Source organism: Sphingobacterium litopenaei, assembly GCF_014692495.1.
Lineage (GTDB): Bacteria > Bacteroidota > Bacteroidia > Sphingobacteriales > Sphingobacteriaceae > Sphingobacterium > Sphingobacterium litopenaei.
The window spans coordinates 12,595-32,864 of record NZ_JACOIJ010000031.1 but is presented as its reverse complement, the minus strand read 5'-3'; the positions used below and the strand labels follow the sequence as shown (position 1 = coordinate 32,864).

Below are 20,270 nucleotides of genomic sequence, written 5' to 3'. Positions count from 1 at the left end.
CTAACCAAGGCCGAGTAAAACATAATTTAGATAATATTAAGGAGGGATTCTTTATTCTATATTAATAACTTAATTAAGATTTCTAATTATAATTTTTCACCATGTTGTGAGATATCAAGACCAATTTCTTCGTCTTCTTCTTTCACACGAATTGGAGATATAGTATCTACTACTTTTAATAAGATGAAAGCAAGTACTAATGTAAATACGATTGCACCTACCAAGCCAATTAAGTGTGCTACGAACAAACCTGTCTCACCATAGTATAAACCGTTTGTAGAAACAGCACCGTTGATTGAGCTATGTGCGAAAACACCTGTCAAAATCATACCTACCATACCACCAACACCGTGACTTGGGAATACATCTAATGTATCATCTAAGTTTGATTTAGTTCTCCAAGCGATACATAATCTACTGATAACCGCAGCTACAGCACCTATAATCAAGGAATGAGGCACCGTTACGAATCCAGCCGCTGGTGTAATTGCTACAAGACCTACTACCACACCGATACACACTCCCATTGCTGATGGCTTAATACCTTTAGCTGCATCGAAGAAAATGTAAGTTAATGCTGCAGCACCTGATGCTGTAGAAGTGGTTGCTAATGCTGTAGCAGCTAATTGTGAAGCACCGAAAGCTGACCCTGCATTGAAACCATACCAACCGAACCATAGTAAGCCTGTACCTAATAATACATAAGTGATACGTGCTGGAGTATGTTCTTTAAATTCTTTACCATGCTTCATGTAAATTGCTGCTGCCAAAGCTGTCAAACCTGCGGACATGTGTACTACAGTACCACCTGCGAAGTCTAAAACTCCTAATTGACACAACAACCCATCTGGATGCCATGTAGCATGCGCTAATGGAGCGTAGATAAAGATGAAGAATAAACAAATGAATAATACGTATGATGTAAATTTAATGCGCTCAGCTACAGCACCAGTGATAAGAGCTGGAGTAATAATTGCGAATTTCAACTGATACATCGCAAATAATGTAAATGGAATTGTTGGAGCTCCTGGCCAAGGTTCGCCATCTACAACACCATTAAACATAAAGAATGTTGTAGGATTTCCGATTACACCGCCAATAGATTCTCCGAAAACAAGCGAGAAACCGAATACTACCCATAATACAGCTACAACAGCCATACAGATAAAGCTCTGCAACATGGTAGAAATAACATTCTTTTTCTTAACCATACCACCATAAAAGTAAGCTAAACCAGGTGTCATGATCAAAACTAAACCCGTAGAAGCTAACATCCATGCAATATCACCTACATTATACTCGTAAGTTTTACTCGCATCGGGCACTCCAGGGAAGAATAAACACAAAATCACTAAAATTGCTATAACAATTAGTGGAGCTGGGGATTTTTTTTGATTAGTTTGCATATTATTTTTGGTTAATTTTCAATTCTAAACCAAAGTAAATGCAAAAATTTGATAAAAACAAAAGAAAAATTATTTTTTTATCATTTTTCAGTTAATAAAAATGTTAAAAATGATATTTAAGACCAAAATTTATGAAAATTAAACATCATTTTATGTCAAAATTTCACAACAATAGATAATTTTTGATTTATTAGTCGCAAAAATCTATCTTTATATATGAACGAACTATTTAATATCTTCAAAGTGGACAAATTTTTAGTGTCAGAAATCACTAATAACCCAAATAATCCGCATCAACACGATTATGAAGAATTAATTATTGTGTTAAAGGGCAGATTAAGTCATTTCATCGATTACAAAAACCAACAAATAGATGCTCCGTGTGTAGCATTTGTGACTAAAGGCAAAATTCACAAAATACAACCTGAACTAATAGATAATAAGTTTGAAGGATGGGCAATACGTTTCAAAAGCGAATTTATTCCCGAAATCACTTTTCAACTTTATAATTATTATCACGACAAAGCCAATTTTCAACTATCGGACAACAATGCTGCATCTCGTCTTCATATTTTATGTCAACTTATTTACGATGAACACAACAGCAAGGCTCCCGAATTGTCTATTATAAAAGAATTGTTATCTGCCTTATTGACTATTGTAGAAAGTGAACGAAAAAAAACATATGTAGACGATAAAAATCTCATAAATAATCAAAATACAACCTTCAAAACATTTCTCCAGATATTGGAAGAGAATTTTAGAAGACCTGAAGGCGTAAATTTTTATGCACAAAAATTATTTATGAGTAGTAAATCCTTAAATTCAATTACTCGACATATCTTACATCTTCCAGTTTCTGAGATTATAGAAACACGTAAACTTATTGAGGCGAAAAAACTTTTGTACAGCACCGATAAAAGTATCGCTGAGATAGGTTTTGAACTTGGATATCAAGATAAAGCATATTTCACTAATGTCTTTAAGAAGAAATCTGGACAAACTCCGTCAGAATTTCGAGAAGAGATTAAAAGCTTGCTTTCCTAAAATCACAACATTTTTTCCCAAAAGTTATACCTACAACTATTCATTTATATCGAAATTTGCATTAACTACTGAGGAAGTTATATGCAAGAAGAAATAAATAGAAAACAATTTTTAGCCGCTGCGGCAGCAGCTCCTCTATCCGGTGCTGCTCATAAACTTAGTAAATTACACAACTTTTCTACTCAATTAGAAAACACCAGTAAAATGCCTGTCCTTTTCTTGGGTCATGGTAGTCCAATGAATGCGATTGAGGAAAATGAATTTGTTCAAGGATTTAGAAATATTGGTAAACAAATAGAAAAACCTAAAGCTATTTTAGTGGTATCTGCGCCTTGGGAAACACGCGGCACTTATGTTACCGCAATGGATATGCCTCAAACAATTCATGATTTTGGTGGATTCCCGCAGGAACTATTTGATGTACAATATCCTGCACCAGGAAGTCCCGAACTCGCAAAATTAACTAAAGAAATTATTACTTCCACAGATGTCCACTTAGATGATAAATGGGGCCTAGATCACGGAGCATGGTCTGTTATCAAACATTTATATCCTGACGCTGATGTACCTGTGATACAAATGAGTATAGACTATACCCAACCTCCTATTTATCATTACAATTTGGCTAAAGAATTAACAGCATTACGTAGCAAGGGCGTATTGATAGTAGGAAGTGGAAACATAGTACACAACCTACGTATGGTAGCGTGGCAACATCTTAATAGTGCGGGATATGCTTACAACTGGGCGAAATACGCAGACGAAACCATGAAAAATTATATTCGCGAGGGAAACCACCACCCTTTGATTGAATATCATAAACAAGGCAAGGAGTTTGAATTAGCCATCCCTACTCCAGAGCATTATATTCCTATGCTATACGCATTAGGATTACAAGAGAAAAACGAAAATATTGACATTTTCAACGATCAAGCTATTGGAGGGTCATTAACAATGACTTCCTTCAAAATTGGTTAAAAAATATTCGAATCTATCTATCTTTAACATTACAGGTGCTTAACACAGATTAAGCACCTGTTTTTTTATTCTCACAACTTTCTTTTTAGTATATTTAAACTATAAACTTATATTATGAGAACATTGCTTTTCTTCCTTTCTCTGACAATTCTTTCCTGTCAACAAACTCCTAAATCATCCTTTAATTTAGTTTCCTCTTCTAGTTTAGATAGCACATTAATTAAGGAAAATACCCCTGTGAGCGCAATTGATACTAATAAAGCTAAAGAGTGGTTAAGGAATACGATTATTCAATTTTTTGATAGCAACAACACGGATATGCAATCCATTACAACATCGGAGTATTATGAATTCAAAATGGACGCAATGAACGTTGATTTGGACGTAGAAGGAAGTCTTACTGAAGTAGCATTCAAGAAAAAATGGAAAGATAAATTTAATCTTCAGCTACACCCTACACAGGTTGGTTTTTTGATATCTGGACAAGACTGGGGCAATATTCAAGTAGCTGAAATGATTACTAAAAATGTTGATGCTGAGAAGCAAACTATTACTTTTAAAACTCTAATTCGTGATGAAGAATTCAACGTGGAATATGATAGAGACATTGTCTTGATCGAACAAGATGGGCAATATCTGATTAAAGATGTCTTGGAATACGACTAAAAATAAGTTAACTTTATAGTAACTAAGTGATTAAACCATGAAGGACAATTTTTCAGTTTCACCTGCACAATATGCCAAATATAGACCGGACTATCCCCAAGCTATATTTGACTTTTTATACCCGCTGCTGAATGAAAAAGGTATTGCATGGGATTGCGGAACAGGCAATGGTCAATTGGCACAAGAGTTATCCAAAGATTTTGAACAAGTAGAGGCCACGGACATTAGCGAACAGCAACTGAAGTATGCTTTTCAGGCAGGCAACATTCGTTATTCTGCTCAGCCCGCTGAACAAACTACTTTTGCAGACGATTCCTTTGACCTTATTACTGTAGCACAAGCGGTACATTGGTTTGATGTAGATAAATTTAACGCAGAAGTCAAACGCGTAGGCAAGCCTAATAGTATTATTGCCATAATTGGCTACGGACTAAACAATATTACTCCAGAAATAGATGATATTATAAGGGAATTTTATAAAAATATTATTGGAGAATATTGGGATGGGGAAAATAAACATATCGAAAATAAGTATCAACAAATTCCATTTCCTTATAGAGAACTCGAAACTCCTGAAATAAACAACATCAAATTGTGGAAATTCGAACATCTTATCGGTTACCTCAATACCTGGTCTGCAGTTCAGCACTTTATCGACAAAAATAACTATAACCCCGTCTCACAAATTGAAGATGATTTGAGAGCAGCTTGGGGAAGTGTAGAAGTTCGTCGCGTAATTTTTCCTATCATCTTTCGTGTAGGACGTGTAAAATAGCTTTTAGTTGACTAAATCCATTATTTTACGTACTTTTGTAATCCATAATCATTTTGGGGTCGACCGGAATTGACAGGATAGCGATGGTTATGTAAGCATGCAGTGCGTTGTTAGTAGAGCACTTTAATCTGAACTTTCACACTTATAACTGGCGAAGAAAACTACGCCTTAGCTGCTTAAGTTAGACTTAACATAGCTATTTGTCCCGTTAAATCCTGTTCTTTGGTTTAACATTTGGGGCATCGAACAATAGAACTGGTCAGTGTGATTTTGCTAAGCACCGACGAGACTCAGCAAATACGGAGAACGGTATAGGTAAGCGACTCACCTTCCCTCTCCCGACAATCAAAGAGAAGCTAAGCATGTAGAAAGCGTAAATCATACTATGTTTGGACGAGGGTTCGAATCCCTCCGGCTCCACAAAACAACTTGAAATTCAATAATTTACAAGATTAACACCCAAAACTACACCCAGTTTTGGGTGTTGTTATATTAATACAATTCAAAATTATGTTGAAGAGTTTATTTAATAATATTCATTAATCGTATTTTGCTGTAACTCGCGAAAGGTGTATTAAAAGTTCGAGTCCTGCTACCCTGACAAAAGCCACTGATTATCAATGGCTTTTGCTATTTTCGTACTTATTTCGGACAGAATATATTTGTTTCTCAGCTCAATATTAAGATAGAATAGGTTGTATAAAATCATGCGTGTCAAGCTTTTTTGGAGAATTTATAAAAAATCAAGTGGACTAGGGGTGCGCTTTTTATCAATATCGGTAATGTGTGTATAGATCATGGTTGTTTTTATGTGTTCATGACCGAGCAGTTCCTGAACAATTCGGACATCAATACCAGATTGAATTAAATGTGTAGCGTACGAATGACGTAATGTATGTACTGTGCCTTCTGTTTTTATTTTCGCGTTAGCTAATGATTTTTTCAATACAAGTTGCACGCTACGTTCACTGTATCGATTTCCTTTTTCTCCTTCAAAAAGGTAGTTTGTAGGCTTATAAACCAAATAATAATCTCTTAAAATATCCAGTAATTTATCTGGTAAGGATACAATCCGGTCTTTGTTGCCTTTGCTTTGGTTGATTCGGATAATCTTTTCAGAAGATCGTATAACTTCTATCTTGAGGTTCAGCAATTCGCTTAGGCGTAAGCCACAGCTATAAATGGTCATTAATATCGCTCTATGCTTAATATTGTTGGTACTATCTATTAATTGTCGAATTTCTTCTTTGGAAAAGAATTTGGGCAGTTTAGAAAACGATCTTTTGGGATATAAGTAATCGAGCTGAACCTTTTGGTTAAGTGTCAATTCGTATAGCTTCTTAATAGCCCCAACTAAACCTTTCTGATAGGAAACACTGATCTGCTCTTTTTGAACTTTTTCATTGATGAAAGATTCTATAGCTCTCACAGGCACATCTTTTAAGGATGGATATTCATTGAGATGCTTCAAAAATAGGCTAGCATAGTCCATATATGACTTAATAGTATTCTTGGCATATCTCTGTGTATTCAATTTTGTTTGAAATGTTTTCAATATAACTTCGCTTTCCATATTTACAATGGGGACTTTATGCCATCCCAGGCAATGAATGGGAAGGTGTATCCGCAAGAGGCGGTGCAGCCGCTTCGGAATGGATCCGTACCTGGTCGGGACCCAATGAGCCAAAATACTGGAAAGAAATCTACGACAATCTTTACAAACAGTTTAATCCTACCGCTTTCAGTGCGAAGAAATGGGCTAAACAGGCCAAGGATATGGATGCCAAATACATGATTTTCACAACTAAACATCATGATGGTTATGCCCTATGGCCAACGAAATATTCCTCCTACAACATCAGCAACTCTCCTTATAAAAAAGATATCGTAAAAGAAGTGGTGGATGCCTATAACGCTGAAGGCATTGATGTATACCTATATTTCTCTATTTTGGAATGGAACAATCCGGATTACCTATCCAAAGCTCCTGAAACAGAAGAGGAGAAAAAAAAATATAATAGGTTTCTTCAATATACTAAGAACCAATTATTGGAACTTCTCCAGAATTATCCGACCATCAAAGGATTTTGGTTTGATGGTACTTGGGATAAATCATGGGTTCAGGCCTATGAATTCACGTACAACCTGGAAAAAGAATTGCGTGAAAAACATCCAGGTCTGATCATTTGATCAAGGTTCAGAAATGATGAACACGGAAAGCGCCATTTTGATAGCAATGGAGATATCCTCGGAGATTACGAACAAGGTTGGGAAAGAAAATTACCTCAGGAATACGAATGGTTGGATGGTAATGATTGGGATGCCGTAATGACCATACCACCTAATGGATGGGGATACATGAAAGATTGGTCTGGAATCTATACCAAAACAACGGATGATATTTTGGATATGCGGATGCATACCGTTTCGTTGAATGGAAATTTTGTGCTCAATTTTGGTCCCGATGGAAAAGGATCGATGCACCCTGGAGAAGATAAAATCGCAAAGGAACTTGGCGATTGGATGAAAGTAAATGGCGAGGCAGTTCATGGCGTAAGGCACGCGGATCTTCCAAAAACTAAGATGGGATATTTGACCCAGAAGGATTCAACCCTTTATCTAACAGTATTTAATAGGCCGGTAAATAATTTGGCTAGGTTAGCATTCCCTAAAAAATCTACTGCATTACCGATTAGTGCTAAGTTATTATTGAATAATAAAGAATTAACAATCAAACATGCTGATATCGGTTTGAATTTGGATAAGAACACCTACTTTGATATTGTGCTACCGAAAGATTTCCAAACAGATCGCGCCTTTGTTATAAAAATTAAACTCGGACAACCTAAAATAAAATCTGATAAATTGATGGATGCAAAGATGTAAGTAGACTTAAATCTCTCATCCTATACGTTATTGCGAAAGTTTTCCCGTCATTGCGAGGAGGTACGACGAAGCAATCTTTACACTAATCGAAAGATTGCTTCGTTCCTCGCAATGACGGGATGTTACTTCGTTCCTCGCAATGACGGGATGTTACTTCGTTCCTCCCAATGACGGGATGTGCTTCGTACCTGCAAATAACAGATAGTTTGCTTCAAGGTAAAAGTATAGTTTAAGTGACATGTAAGTGACCCTAATTAAATAATCAAATATATTGCTCTAAACTTAATACTAAGCAACTTTAATGATAAAATGCATTTATATAATTTAATATTTTAGGAAATTGTTACAGATTATGTAATACATATTTCAGTCAAACGTTTGCGTGAATTTGGACAAACGTTTGCGTTGTTTAACCTTTATGTTATTATAAAAAAGAATATTATTATTGTTAGTAGCCTTAAGTCAAGGTGACCAATTTTGGTTTATTCCTTGATTTATTTTAAACCAGATTATTAGGAATTAATAACCAAATACCATTAATAAAAGAACCAAAAAAATCAATAAGAAATAATTTAACCGAAACACTTTTTATATTAAAATTATGAACAAACATCTACATCAAAACTTCGTCGAATAAACGAATAACATCCTAGCATTGGCCTAAAATAACCTGGTCAATAACATTCATTTTTATTAACAAAATTTAAACTGGAAATAATGGTAAAAACTTCCATAAGTCTTTCTATTGCTTTATGTTTATCCTTTGGTGGCCTCCAATTGAATACTGCGCACGCGAAAACATTTGGAGAATCTTCCTTAAAAGGATATCGCATTCCATTTGTCAAATCCCAAGTTGACACTTCGGAGTATAATGCAAAAACAGACACCATAGGCCAAATGGTAAAGGCCTTACAAAAGTTCAAAAATGCTAAGGATACAATCAACATCCGCGAAGCATCTGCTGTTCCAAACCTATCCCTTCAACAAATTGCTAAAGGGCATCTTGCTGGTCTTTATGTACAAGAACCTAACGGTGAACCAGGAACAGAACAGAGCATGATCGTTCAAGGTCCCTCAGGAATCTTGTTCTCCAAAAAAGATGTGCATGCCCTTCAACCTGCCGTTTATCTAAATGGCGTTCCTTTAGTGGCCGACAACCCTTTCGCATTTGATGTTCAGAAATACGATTACAATCGGGTGGGACCGGCGAATAACCTATTAGCACAGATCAACATCAGTAACATCGAATCAGTGGTATTGGTGAAAGATCCCTTCGAATTGGCCAAGTTAGGACCAAATGCTGCGAATGGGGCTTTATACATCACTACAAAAAATGCCAAAGCTGGAATCCGTGATATCAGCTTGAACACTTATTTTGGCTATGCCACCGCACCGAAAGTAAATACCGTCAATGGGGTTTATGAAAATAACTTCAGAAGACCTTTCTACGAGAAATATGGTAATCAGCAACGTTATGATGATTACGCCTTGTATTTAAGGGATTCGACGAACACCGCCTACTTTGGCCCTTCCAATTGGAACGACCTATATTATAAAAACACCCCAACCTATTCAGCCGATCTAGGTATTACCGGAGGAAATGAAAGAGCGAATTTCCGTTTCTTCGGTTCCGGAACCAAAAATGCCGGAAATGCCGATGAGACAAACATCAATCGTTACAACGTGTTCTTCGGAATCAATATGGCACCATTCAAATGGTTAACCGTATCCAGTAACGTGAATGCTGTTCGTTTGGATAGAAACCGTAATAAAAGTCTTCGCGACCGTTTTGCAGAGACCCGTTATATTCCCGATCTATCAACTCCCCTTTCTCCAAACAAAGACAACTTTGGTCTTTATTTATACGAGAACAAGAAAAATGTGGATAATAACAGAACCACTTCCATCAATGGTAATTTGACCCTTAGTTCCAAATTGAACAGATTCTCGCTTCAATCGAGTTTATTCTTCGATTATAACGAAGGTATCCGCGATTACTTTACGCCGTCTACCCTAATGGATGGGGTAAGTTATATTTCCACCTATTTTGGTTATAACCAACGGATGATCTGGAACAATACGATCGGTTATGATTTTGACCTGGGTGATGACCATTCCTTAGATCTAGAAGTTGGCCATGTTTACCAAGGTGACACCTATAAGTATAACTATGCTAGAGCCTATAATGGACCTAACGATTACGTAAAATTGGTTTTTGTAGATCCGGGAGCTCAAGGAGATAGTTATTTGAATGCCTTGAATGCTGGGAATTTTTACGTTTTCCGCTACATCGACAAGGAACTTAACAATTTGCTTTCCATCTATGGTTCGGCAAAATACAGCTATAAGGACATCTTTAAATTAAACGCTATGGTACGTCGTGATGGTTCATCGAATGGGCAACCAGATAGCCGTTGGATGACTACGCCAGCTGTCAGCATGACCTATAACCTCAAAGATCAATTGTTCGCTGGAAGCAGTTTCTTCAATCAATTGGAGCTATCAACAGGTTGGGGAAGAAATGTACGTATCTTCTTAGATGATCGGTATGCAGCAGGACCTCAATATCGTTCAGAGAGTGGATGGTATGAAGAACCTACCATTCCAGGATATGGAGGTGTATTAGGGATCAACCGTCCTTATGAGAGTGGATTTATTGGCTATGGAATCAAACTTCCTTATGCCGATAGGACCAATATTTCCTTAGATGGAACTTTCTTGAACAACCGCATGAATGCCGCTATTTCTGTTTATAACAGAAATGATAAAAACCAATTGGTTGGTGTACCAGTGCCGTTGGAATCCGGTTATTCCGTAAATTATAAATCAGGCCTGGAAGTCAACAACAAAGGAATTGAATTCCTATTGAACGGACAGATCATCCAAAATCCTGAAAGCTTCAACTGGCGTTCATCCATCAATTTTAATTATAACAAGAACGAAGTCACGGCACTTCCGGATGGTTATAAGGAAATCATCAATGGTGACAACAGATTAGAAGTTGGAAAACCTGTTACCTCTTATTGGATCTATAAAAACCAAGGGATCTACAACACCGATGCAGATGTACCTGCAGGCCATACCTTCAATGGAATCCCATTATTTGCGGGTGATCCACAATGGGCTGATCTGAATAACGATAACCGCATCGATACCCGTGATAAAGTAATGGAAGGTAATCGATTACCTTCATTGATCGGAGGCTGGAGCAACACCTTTGCCTACAAGAACTTCGACTTGAATTTCCATTTCTTCTTCGCGACAGGCCATAAAATCCTTAACCAATACCAGGCAACTAAGTATGATTTCATCAAACGTGAAGCCAGTAACGATATCACTTCTGTAAAAGAAGTATCCTCATGGCAATCTTTTGAAAAAGAAAAAACATACCCAATCTACAATCCTTGGTCGGATGTAAATGCTTACCGTGTTGATCAGGATCTATTCCTGGAAGATGCTTCCTACTTGAAATTAAGATCTGTTACACTAGGTTATGATTTCAAAAACGCTTCTTTCTTGAACAGCTCATCCGGCAAATTCAGAAGAGTATACCTCTATGCAACGGCATTGAACGTATTGACTTTCACCAAATTCACTGGTGTTGATCCTGAATTGAGCAATTACAACGGTTTATACGATGGAGCAAACTTAACCATCCCAAGAACATTTGTATTGGGCCTTAAATTGGATTTATAGGATTAAAACGTGTATATCATGAATTTATCGATAAGAAATATAAAAATTAAAAGAGCATTTTTTGGTCTTACCATGACGGCCGCCCTACTGGGAACTGGTGCATCGTGCAGCAAGATCGACGATGTTTCTTCTACCCGCTTAGCATCCGAGGAAACCAACTGGAAAACCTTGGAAGATGCAAAAGCCAACTTAATGTCCATTTATGGATTAATGCGTTCGGCAACGGTAGCAGATAATGGTCACTGGTTAATGGGCGATCTTCGGGAAGGTGATTTCACCATCACCAATCGATCTGACCTAAAGGCAGTCGTCAACAATCAACTAAATGCCTCCTACCCTGTTATTGAACGAGTAAGTAACTGGAGACGTTTCTATGCAGGTATCAATGCTGCAAGTTTATTCATTGAACGTTCTAGTGAAATTTTAGAGCTTGATCCCCGTTATACGGAATTGAACAATAAGGTGGATATCGCCCAAGCAAGAATGCTACGAGCATATGCTTACTTCTATATGAGTAGAATATGGGGAGATGTGCCATTGATCACTTCCTCCCACGATGGTGATTTTATCAAAACAGAGCGCACCTCCCAAGATCGTGTTTTAGGTTTTGCGACTTCAGAACTATTGGACGCAGCGCAGGTGGTTCCTTTCCGTTATGGCGGAACTGACCCGATCTATCCTGGCTTGTATTACGGTGGCGGATGGTCTTCTTGGAATGGAAACGTTTGGACGCGTTTATCAGCCTACATCATCTTAGCTCATATTGCTGCTTGGCAAGGAAACTATATCGATGCGGCTACTTATTCAAAATTCGTTTTGGACAACCAATCCACACAATATTATGTTGATGGTGCCAACCCATTGGATTACATCAATATGGATGCTTTAACAGAAAACCAGAACAACTATAGCCCATTTGCCTACAAACGTGCTACGGTAATGGTTGGTTTTCCATTTGAAGCAGGAAATGGTTTATCTACCGCGAATGGGCATATCGAGCAATTGACCTTGGCATCCCCTTTCATTCCGAAATCAAAACCGGAAATGTTCGTCAGCAAGGATAGCATTATCAATATTTTTACCGACCCTAAGGATTTAAGATTCAGTAAGGATTTGGTATCCGGCTACTACCGAACAAACTATTTCTATGGTTTCGATTCAGAACTTCCAATCTTCAATAAGATCAAAGTATTATACCCATCGCAGACTTCAGGAAATGTTACCCTGTTCAGTTCATCCATGGTGTTCAGCCGCATGGAAGAGATTACCCTTTTACGTGCAGAAGCATTAGCTGCTTTGGGTGATATCGACGGCGCCTATACTGCTTTGAATAAAGCATGTAACCTGCGCGGAATCGTTTATTCAACCCAAAACTCACCAGATGTCATCAAAGCGATTTTTGATGAAAGAAGAAAAGAGCTAATGGGTGAAGGCTGGAGATGGTATGATATCATCCGGTACCAACGATTGAAAAGATCGAACGCCCCTTTTGCAGAAAAAGATGGCAAGCAATTAACATTCAAAGAATTTGAAGATGCCGGAGGTATCTATTGGCCGGTTTCACAAGCTGTTATCAATGCCAATTCTTCGATTACACAAAACCCTTATTGGTTATAAATCTAGATTGATGAGTATGAAAACATTATTAGTAAAAACTCCAATAGCGGTATTCCTAGGAATATTATGCTTATGGTTCAGCTCTTGTTCAAAGAGTGACTCACCATATTACGATTATAAAAATGACGTACAATCTTTCAATGGTACAACCTTGGAATACCTGCAAGCCCAACCGGCAGGAACATTTGATTCCCTTTTATTGGTGCTTGACCGTCTTCCTGACCTGAAGGATTCTTTGAACAATAGCCAAGTAACCTTATTCGCCCCAGTGAATCTGAACTTTGCTGCTGCGATGAAATATTTAAACCTTGAACGTCGCCAATTAGGTGAACCTGAACTTTCTTTAAGCACGGTTGATCCGCTACAGTTGGACACCTTAGTTGCCCGATACATTATCCGTGGTGTAAAAACCACAGACGATTATATCCCTGAGTTGGATGGGCTTCTATTGACCTCGATTGCTTACGATTATCCAATGCATGTCCGTTACGTCAAACTAAGTGCTTCAGGATTCGAGAGTGGAGGCGCTAGTGCCGTTGATTTCAGCAATCCTTTCGGATCGAACATCAACAAAGATTGGATCACTACTCGTGCTACAACGGTGAACATTAAAACAACCAATGGAACCATCAATATCCTATCTGCTATCCACAGTTTTGGATTTGGTGAATTTACAGACCGTATGAACCCTATAGAAGATGATGAAGATGAAAACTAGTAAATCAATATTCAAGATTGGCATCGCGCTATGCTTGGGAGTGCTTACTTTTTCATCATGTAAAAAGAACCTTCCAGAAGAGCGTTTGTCGATTGCAAATGACTCCAAATACAATGTAACTGTATTTCAACCGGTGCTCGGAAGAAGTACCCTTTTCAACAATATTTTCCAATACGGAAATTCCAGTAGACCGCTTGATTTCAAGATTGTCAACATGCGAACTTTCGATGGTGAACCAGCTCCCGAACTAACCGAACATTATCCTGTCCTGGTTTGGAAAGGGATCTACAATGGTACTGAAAAGTCCATTGAAGAAATTGAAGCGAAAAGGACCATAGAGAACCATCCCTTATTTGATATCAGACCACATTCTGGCGATTTTATCATGTGGGCATCCGCCAATTCAAACATGATTAAAGCTCAACCAGATTCTGGATACGTGTTTGATGTGGAAATGTCGAACTCAGGTGGCCGAAAATATTTTCAGAATATGCGCTTAATGCCACTGCGAGAACGTCCGTATGAACCTTCCAATTTAGACCCAATCACCGGTCAAGGAACAAGCGTTTCGGTAAATCCCACTTCGGTATTTATGGCCGGTCAACGAGGTCAATATTTCAATACCCGTGATGATGTACAAGTATTGTTCAAGAAAACCGGAAATGGAAATAGCTTAACAATTAAGTTCATCGATTCCCTTTCCAATCCGATCGATCCGAATAATTTCGACGAAACAGATTGGGAAAACCTCGTGCATGGGTTCAACATGAAAAAAGACGATAAGCAAGTGAAATACGATGTGGCTTATCCAATTCCTTTGAGCTCCTACCCGACCAAATACACAACGGTATCAGGAGATCAGGCACATATGGTTTTTAGATATAGTAGAATGGCTTTTGGGAATGTCCTTCAAAAGAACTACCTGACCTTCAACTTTAAAATCTTCGAAAAAGCCGATTGGGAATTGACTTTCTGGTTTAAACGGGACAAGCCAAAATTCGATAATGATTAGTGGTCCTTTACATTCATTTTAAATGATTATTTCAATGAAATATATAAAATACATCATCGTATTACTGCTTTTCACCATGCAGGATGTAGCCTGGGCTCAACAGCGCATCACGGTGACTGGAACAGTATATGACGCATCCTCCGGAAAAAGAGATCCGCTTTCCAGTGTAACCATTCTAAGTAATGGCCTGTCGATCGGATCAACAGATAATAATGGTAAATTCAGTATCAATGTACCGAACAATGCGACCTTGGTATTCAGAACCATTGGTTATGACAGTAAATCGGTAAAGGTGGACAATAAAACTTCCTTAACGGTTGGTCTGACCTCTAGTAGTGAAAAAATTGCCGAAGTAACCGTAACATCGGGTTACCAAACCAAATCGAGAACCTTAAATACTGGTTCTGCAGTTACCATCTCCGGAAAAGACATCCAAGGCCAGCCAGCTGGCGACGTGATGAGCTTATTACAAGGTAAAGTGGCGGGTCTTAATATCCAAAACAATACCGGAGCCCCAGGTTTCCGTGGAAGTGTGACCATCCGTGGTATCTCTAACATCAATGTGACAGGTAATGGTAATAATGCCTTCTTAACACCTACTTCGCCTTTATATGTGATCGATGGGGTTCCTGTAGATGATAATGCCGATTATTCCTATGGTTTCCAACAAGCTGGGCCAGGTGTTTCTCCTGCATCCCAAATTCCACCTGAGGATATCGAAGATATCACCGTATTGAAAGATGCGGCTGCAACTTCCCTTTATGGTTCCAGAGGTGCTTACGGTGTTATCTTGATAACGACCAAACGTGGTAATTCTAAAGTCCCAGTAGTCCGCTATAATGGTTCTGCTTTTATGTCTGCTGTTCCCCAATTAAGATCAGTAATCGGAGGTAAAGAAGAACGTTTAATGCGTATCCGTCAAATTTTGATGAACGATACTTCAGCTATCCACGCCTTAGATTTAGTGAATAACACCCCTTTCCTTTCGGATAGTTTGAATGCGTATTATAACAACTCTACCGACTGGCAATCTTACTTCTATAAACCAACGTACAACCACAACCATAACCTGAATGTATCGGGTGGTGATGTACAGTTCAACTACAAAGTGGTTTTAGGAGCTTATGATGAAAAAGGTATTCAGGAAAACACGGGCTACTCTCGTTACAACCTGAATATGAATATGATCTATAATCCGGTTCAAAAATTCAAGATCGAAGCCTTGCTCAATAATTCCATCCAGAAGCAACGGATGGGAAGTGGTAATGGTCTACTGAATAATGGGGTAGCCACAGGAGGAGCATCTTCTTCCCTATTACCAGCACCATCTTTATATTCATCGGTAAACTCGGTGTTAGGTGCTTTAACCACAGATGATGATAATAAGGTATTGAACACCAACGCAACAGTGAACATTTTCTATGACCTGTTCAGGAATTTTAAAGCAGGTGTTTACAATAGTTATACGACCGTTTCAAGCACCAAGGACAACTTCTCTCCTGCTGCTTTGAATTCAAACCAAGCGAAATATTATACCTATAATGACAGGGCAACTACCTTGTACAACCGTGCGCAATTATCCTACGTGTTCGGCTTCCGGGAAAAACCAGGTGATGAGGAATTAGCACATAACTTCAATTTATTTGCCTTCTCTGAATTAAGGGCATCCTTTTTCAAATCCGACGCGATGTTGAATGACAAGGTGGTGAATGACCAATTGAGAGGTCCATTAACGCTAATGACCAGTTACCTGAGCTCTAAAGGTGGTACCATTGGCTATACCGATCTGAGAACAGTGGCATTCGCGGGAAACTTCTCTTATAACTACAAATCCAAATATGTTTTGGATTTCAATTACCGTGTAGATGGACTTTCCACTAACGGACCAAATGCTGGTTACAAGAAAAACCCATCCATCTCCTTAAAATGGAACTTTGACCGGGAATCATTCCTTGACGCTTGGACCTGGTTAGACTATGGTGACTTCCGTGTATCTTATGGTTCGAACATTTCTCCAAATGGAAATATCTACCAAGCTTACGGTAAGTTATATGCTGGAGGTCGTTACAATAACCAAAACACGGTTATTTCAGATTTAGGAACACTTCCAAACCTTTCCTTAGAACCAACAAAGGCAACAACGTACAACTTTGGTATGGACTTCTCCATTTTCCAGAACAGATTATCCGTGATGTTTGATAGTTACTACAAACAAAACGACCATATTTTTAAGGAAAAGCAACTATCATCGTCGAACTCCTTCAATGTCATCGGTTCTACGGAAATCAGTAATGTCAATTACGGTTGGGAATTCCAAGCCACAGCAAGACCATTATCACCATCCAGTCCTTTCAAATGGAACCTTTCTGGAAACTTTGCCATCAATAGGGAGATCTTGGCAAAACTTCCTGATGGTTTGAGGGAATTTATTCAAATTGATAATTCCCTAGGGCAGTCTCTATATTACCGTTTAGGAACGAACTCCCTATCCAACTATTTATTCAATACCAAAGGAGTTTATACTTCCTTGGATCAGATTCCTGTTGATCCAGTAACTGGTTTGCCAGTTCGCGTAGGCGGAAATGGTCTTTTGAATTACTTCAAACCTGGGGATCCGATCTATACGGATTTGGATGGTAACTATATCATTGATAATTATGATCAGGTTATTGCAGGTAACTCGCAACCACAGATTACTGGTGGTTTGATGTCCCTATTGCAGTATAAGCAATGGAGTTTAGAAGTAAATACATCCTTTACTTTAAAACGTGATATCCTAAACAACAGTTTAGCTGCTCAATTTGGGTTGTTTGGAAAACCTACCGAAATGGGCGGTTTAGTTCCGATATCGCAATATAATTTCTGGCAAAACGTGGGTGATGATGCTGTTTATCCAAATCCTTTTGATTTCGTACGTTCGGCAATTTTGAACCCTTTCCGTACGAACCAGACCTTGTTCCAGGAAGATGGATCTTACTTCAAATTGAACTCCGTAAAAGTTTATTATAACGTTCCACAGACGTTGTCACAACGCTACGGTATGAACAGATTAAGTATCAATTTCACGGCTGCGAACCTAGGGTACATCACGCGTTACTCTGGTCCTAACCCGGAAAGTGTATCGGCTTTGGGTAGAGATATGTCTGGAGGTTACCCACTTCCAAAACAGTTTACCCTTGGATTAAATGTTGAATTCTAATTTGAATGAAGATGAAAATGAAAAAATTAAAATATATCCTCGTATTGGGCGCATTGATGACAGGTTTTCAAAGTTGTGATAACTTCTTAAATGTGACACCTATCGATGCTCTTTCCGGAAATAACTTCTGGAAAACCAAAGCAGATGTAGAAGGTTATATGGGAGGAATTTATACCCGTTTAAAATCAAAGCTTGGTAATAGCATGCTGATTCCAGCCTTGGATCTTCGTGGTAATTTTGTAAAGATTGTCAACAATTTGGATAATAATGGAAATGGACCAATAAATAACCTCATATCCAACAATTTAAAACCAGTTATGTCTGGTACAACCACTTATGATAACCGTTTGAAGGACATCATGAACTGGAAAGGTTGGTATGATGTGATCGCTGCAAGTAATATCTTGATTTACGAGATTGATAAAGTTCCTGCCAATCAGCTGTCGGAGACCGATCGCAAGCAATATATCGCAGAAGCTACTTTTACGAGAAACTTAAGTTATTTATTTATTTGTAAGCTTTTTGGCGATGCGATCTATTACACCGAAGCTTATCATAGTTTATCCTTACCTAGAAGACCGCAATTAGAAGTGTTAAAACTGGCTATTGCAGACATGGAGTCGGTAAAAAATGACTTGCCTGTAACTTATGCCGACAACTCCAAAGCAGGATTTAGACCTAACCGTGGAGCGGCTATTGCACTTCTCATGCATCTGAATATGTGGGCAGCGGCTTGGGAAGAGAACAATAAGGTTCCTTATTATGAGGCAATTGTAGAATTAGGAGAAGAAATTTCTTCCCATACCCAGTATCACCTTTTGCCTATTACCATCGATAATACGAAAAGTATTTTCAAAGGGAAGACGGCAGAGAATCTGTTTGGGATATTGCAGGAATACAATTACGGCGAGAGCTTTGTTGATTTTGCAAACCCTTCCTTCTTCTTCTCTCATTATCCTTTTAGAGGATCGACAACCAAAACAACCAGTCACATGACCTACGAAAAGGAATACATAGAGAAACTCTTTCCGGCTACGGAGTCGGATGAGCGTAGAACAGTTTGGTTTGAGAACATGAGCAGTGATAATGGAAATTTCCAGTTGAAGAAATTCATTAACGTATATTCCACAGGAAGTGGTTCTAACCTAACCGTTAAGAATGACGATAGCGCCATTATTTTCAGACTTCCTGATGCACTATTATTAGCAGCAGAAGCCGCGGCGGAATTGGGAAATGATGCAATAGCTCAAGGCTATGTTAATCAAGTTAGAGCAGCAGCTGGTGCTCAGGCATTTACTACCACTGGAAACGCGCTGAAAGATGATATTTACAAGGAGAGAAAGCGGGAGCTGATCGGTGAAGGTCATTTCTATTTTGATCTAGTTCGTACGAAACGAGTGGTAAATACAGAATATTCCAATGCGGTAATGAGTGTTGGAAACTTTAATGCAGGTGCTTGGACATGGCCATTGATCATCTCAGATGCAGAAAAAGTGGCAAACCCAAGTTTAATCGGTAATATCTTTTGGAACTAATCTTATGAAAAATCAGAAACATATCGTTTGGAAATTAGCAGTGGTGATGCTCATATGTTTTACCGGCTGTAAAAAATATTACTTTGACTCCGGAATCCATGACCCTAAATTCAATGGTTCATCCATTAAGTATTTAGAATCCAAGTTGGATTTCTTCGATTCCACCTTAATGGTGATCGACCTGGCTGGGATGAAAAATGTCATCGAAAATGAAGAGGTAACTTTCTTTGCCCCTCCGAGTGGTTGTATTACCAGAGCCGTATTGGAATTGAATAGACAATTACAGTTCAATGGAAAAGATACGGTTAAGGAATTGAGCCAAATCAAACCTCAGGTGTGGAAGAATATGTTATCAAACTACATCTTCAAAGGCAAGAATTTGTTGAAGGATTATCCTCAGCGCGATACGGTATCCTACTTAGCCTATCCTGGACAAAACTATACCAGTTATGGTGGTCGCATCATGAATATCGGTGTCATCTTTAATGATGCGGGTGGTGTACAATATGCCGGATATCGTCAATTATTCTTGGCTTATATACCGGATCTATCAAACCCAATGGTATCCTTGCGAAATATTCCCATTGCTACCTCAGATATTCAAACCAATAACGGTGTGATCCATGTGTTGAATAGAACAAAACATACATTTGGTTTCTTTTCCAACACGTTTATTGATCAAGCCATTTCGGCAGGGATTGATCCCTTAACACCCTAATCGAGTATTAACATAAA

13 protein-coding genes, 1 other RNA gene and 1 pseudogene are annotated in these 20,270 nt (G+C 38.4%); 13 read left to right on the top strand and 2 right to left on the bottom strand.

Annotated elements, in window-relative coordinates:
- Nucleotides 1–86: 86 nt before the first annotated feature.
- Nucleotides 87–1,406 (bottom strand): ammonium transporter, encoded by a 1,320-nt coding sequence (locus H8B04_RS13610; RefSeq protein ID WP_165291463.1) that lies wholly within the window; start codon nucleotides 1,404–1,406, stop codon nucleotides 87–89.
- Nucleotides 1,407–1,622: 216 nt separating this feature from the next.
- Between H8B04_RS13610 and H8B04_RS13605 the strand changes: the two genes are divergently transcribed.
- From H8B04_RS13605 to ssrA, 5 genes are all read left to right on the top strand, one after another.
- Nucleotides 1,623–2,453, top strand: a complete 831-nt coding sequence (locus tag H8B04_RS13605) for an AraC family transcriptional regulator (protein ID WP_190302692.1) — start codon at nucleotides 1,623–1,625, stop codon at nucleotides 2,451–2,453.
- Nucleotides 2,454–2,534: 81 nt separating this feature from the next.
- Nucleotides 2,535–3,431 (top strand): 4,5-DOPA-extradiol-dioxygenase, encoded by an 897-nt coding sequence (ygiD, locus tag H8B04_RS13600; protein WP_190302691.1) that lies wholly within the window; start codon nucleotides 2,535–2,537, stop codon nucleotides 3,429–3,431.
- A gap of 114 nt (nucleotides 3,432–3,545) precedes the next feature.
- Nucleotides 3,546–4,097 carry a hypothetical protein gene (locus H8B04_RS13595; protein ID WP_190302690.1) on the top strand — a complete coding sequence of 184 codons (552 nt, stop codon included), beginning with the start codon at nucleotides 3,546–3,548 and terminating at the stop codon, nucleotides 4,095–4,097.
- 37 nt (nucleotides 4,098–4,134) lie between these two features.
- A complete protein-coding gene (locus tag H8B04_RS13590; RefSeq protein WP_165291459.1) occupies nucleotides 4,135–4,872 on the top strand; it encodes a class I SAM-dependent methyltransferase in 738 nt (245 codons plus the stop codon).
- 55 nt (nucleotides 4,873–4,927) lie between these two features.
- Nucleotides 4,928–5,295: a transfer-messenger RNA gene (gene ssrA, locus H8B04_RS13585) on the top strand.
- 310 nt (nucleotides 5,296–5,605) lie between these two features.
- Here the strand turns inward: ssrA and H8B04_RS13580 are convergent.
- Nucleotides 5,606–6,445, bottom strand: coding sequence for a tyrosine-type recombinase/integrase (locus H8B04_RS13580; protein WP_190302689.1), 840 nt, complete (start codon nucleotides 6,443–6,445; stop codon nucleotides 5,606–5,608).
- 23 nt (nucleotides 6,446–6,468) lie between these two features.
- On the opposite strand from H8B04_RS13580, the pseudogene H8B04_RS13575 reads away from it, so the two are divergent.
- The 8 genes and pseudogenes from H8B04_RS13575 (at nucleotide 6,469) to H8B04_RS13540 (ending at nucleotide 20,253) form a co-directional block, all read left to right on the top strand.
- A pseudogene (locus H8B04_RS13575) lies at nucleotides 6,469–7,758 on the top strand (alpha-L-fucosidase).
- A gap of 717 nt (nucleotides 7,759–8,475) precedes the next feature.
- Nucleotides 8,476–11,454, top strand: a complete 2,979-nt coding sequence (locus tag H8B04_RS13570; RefSeq protein WP_165291457.1) for a SusC/RagA family TonB-linked outer membrane protein — start codon at nucleotides 8,476–8,478, stop codon at nucleotides 11,452–11,454.
- Nucleotides 11,455–11,472: 18 nt separating this feature from the next.
- Entirely contained in the window at nucleotides 11,473–13,071 is a 1,599-nt protein-coding gene (locus tag H8B04_RS13565) for a RagB/SusD family nutrient uptake outer membrane protein (protein ID WP_190302688.1), read from the top strand.
- A gap of 16 nt (nucleotides 13,072–13,087) precedes the next feature.
- The gene (locus tag H8B04_RS13560) at nucleotides 13,088–13,789 is read left to right on the top strand and encodes a fasciclin domain-containing protein (protein ID WP_165291456.1); all 702 of its coding nucleotides are present in this window, start codon (nucleotides 13,088–13,090) and stop codon (nucleotides 13,787–13,789) included.
- Complete coding sequence (locus H8B04_RS13555) at nucleotides 13,779–14,801, top strand: DUF5007 domain-containing protein (protein WP_190302687.1); 1,023 nt, start codon at nucleotides 13,779–13,781, stop codon at nucleotides 14,799–14,801. Before H8B04_RS13560 ends, H8B04_RS13555 begins: the two co-directional genes overlap by 11 nt.
- A 34-nt stretch (nucleotides 14,802–14,835) precedes the next feature.
- The gene (locus H8B04_RS13550; protein WP_099366010.1) at nucleotides 14,836–18,000 is read left to right on the top strand and encodes a SusC/RagA family TonB-linked outer membrane protein; all 3,165 of its coding nucleotides are present in this window, start codon (nucleotides 14,836–14,838) and stop codon (nucleotides 17,998–18,000) included.
- A 17-nt stretch (nucleotides 18,001–18,017) separates the two neighbouring features.
- The gene (locus tag H8B04_RS13545; RefSeq protein ID WP_190302686.1) at nucleotides 18,018–19,535 is read left to right on the top strand and encodes a RagB/SusD family nutrient uptake outer membrane protein; all 1,518 of its coding nucleotides are present in this window, start codon (nucleotides 18,018–18,020) and stop codon (nucleotides 19,533–19,535) included.
- Between the two features lie 4 nt (nucleotides 19,536–19,539).
- Nucleotides 19,540–20,253 carry a fasciclin domain-containing protein gene (locus H8B04_RS13540; protein WP_165291454.1) on the top strand — a complete coding sequence of 238 codons (714 nt, stop codon included), beginning with the start codon at nucleotides 19,540–19,542 and terminating at the stop codon, nucleotides 20,251–20,253.
- Nucleotides 20,254–20,270 lie beyond the last annotated feature (17 nt).

Coding starts and splice junctions, on each gene's coding strand:
- H8B04_RS13610 (WP_165291463.1), bottom strand. CDS start 1,406: ATGCAAACTAATCAAAAAAAATCCCCAGCTCCACTAATTGTTATAGCA.
- H8B04_RS13605 (WP_190302692.1), top strand. CDS start 1,623: ATGAACGAACTATTTAATATCTTCAAAGTGGACAAATTTTTAGTGTCA.
- ygiD (WP_190302691.1), top strand. CDS start 2,535: ATGCAAGAAGAAATAAATAGAAAACAATTTTTAGCCGCTGCGGCAGCA.
- H8B04_RS13595 (WP_190302690.1), top strand. CDS start 3,546: ATGAGAACATTGCTTTTCTTCCTTTCTCTGACAATTCTTTCCTGTCAA.
- H8B04_RS13590 (WP_165291459.1), top strand. CDS start 4,135: ATGAAGGACAATTTTTCAGTTTCACCTGCACAATATGCCAAATATAGA.
- H8B04_RS13580 (WP_190302689.1), bottom strand. CDS start 6,445: ATGGAAAGCGAAGTTATATTGAAAACATTTCAAACAAAATTGAATACA.
- H8B04_RS13570 (WP_165291457.1), top strand. CDS start 8,476: ATGGTAAAAACTTCCATAAGTCTTTCTATTGCTTTATGTTTATCCTTT.
- H8B04_RS13565 (WP_190302688.1), top strand. CDS start 11,473: ATGAATTTATCGATAAGAAATATAAAAATTAAAAGAGCATTTTTTGGT.
- H8B04_RS13560 (WP_165291456.1), top strand. CDS start 13,088: ATGAAAACATTATTAGTAAAAACTCCAATAGCGGTATTCCTAGGAATA.
- H8B04_RS13555 (WP_190302687.1), top strand. CDS start 13,779: ATGAAAACTAGTAAATCAATATTCAAGATTGGCATCGCGCTATGCTTG.
- H8B04_RS13550 (WP_099366010.1), top strand. CDS start 14,836: ATGAAATATATAAAATACATCATCGTATTACTGCTTTTCACCATGCAG.
- H8B04_RS13545 (WP_190302686.1), top strand. CDS start 18,018: ATGAAAAAATTAAAATATATCCTCGTATTGGGCGCATTGATGACAGGT.
- H8B04_RS13540 (WP_165291454.1), top strand. CDS start 19,540: ATGAAAAATCAGAAACATATCGTTTGGAAATTAGCAGTGGTGATGCTC.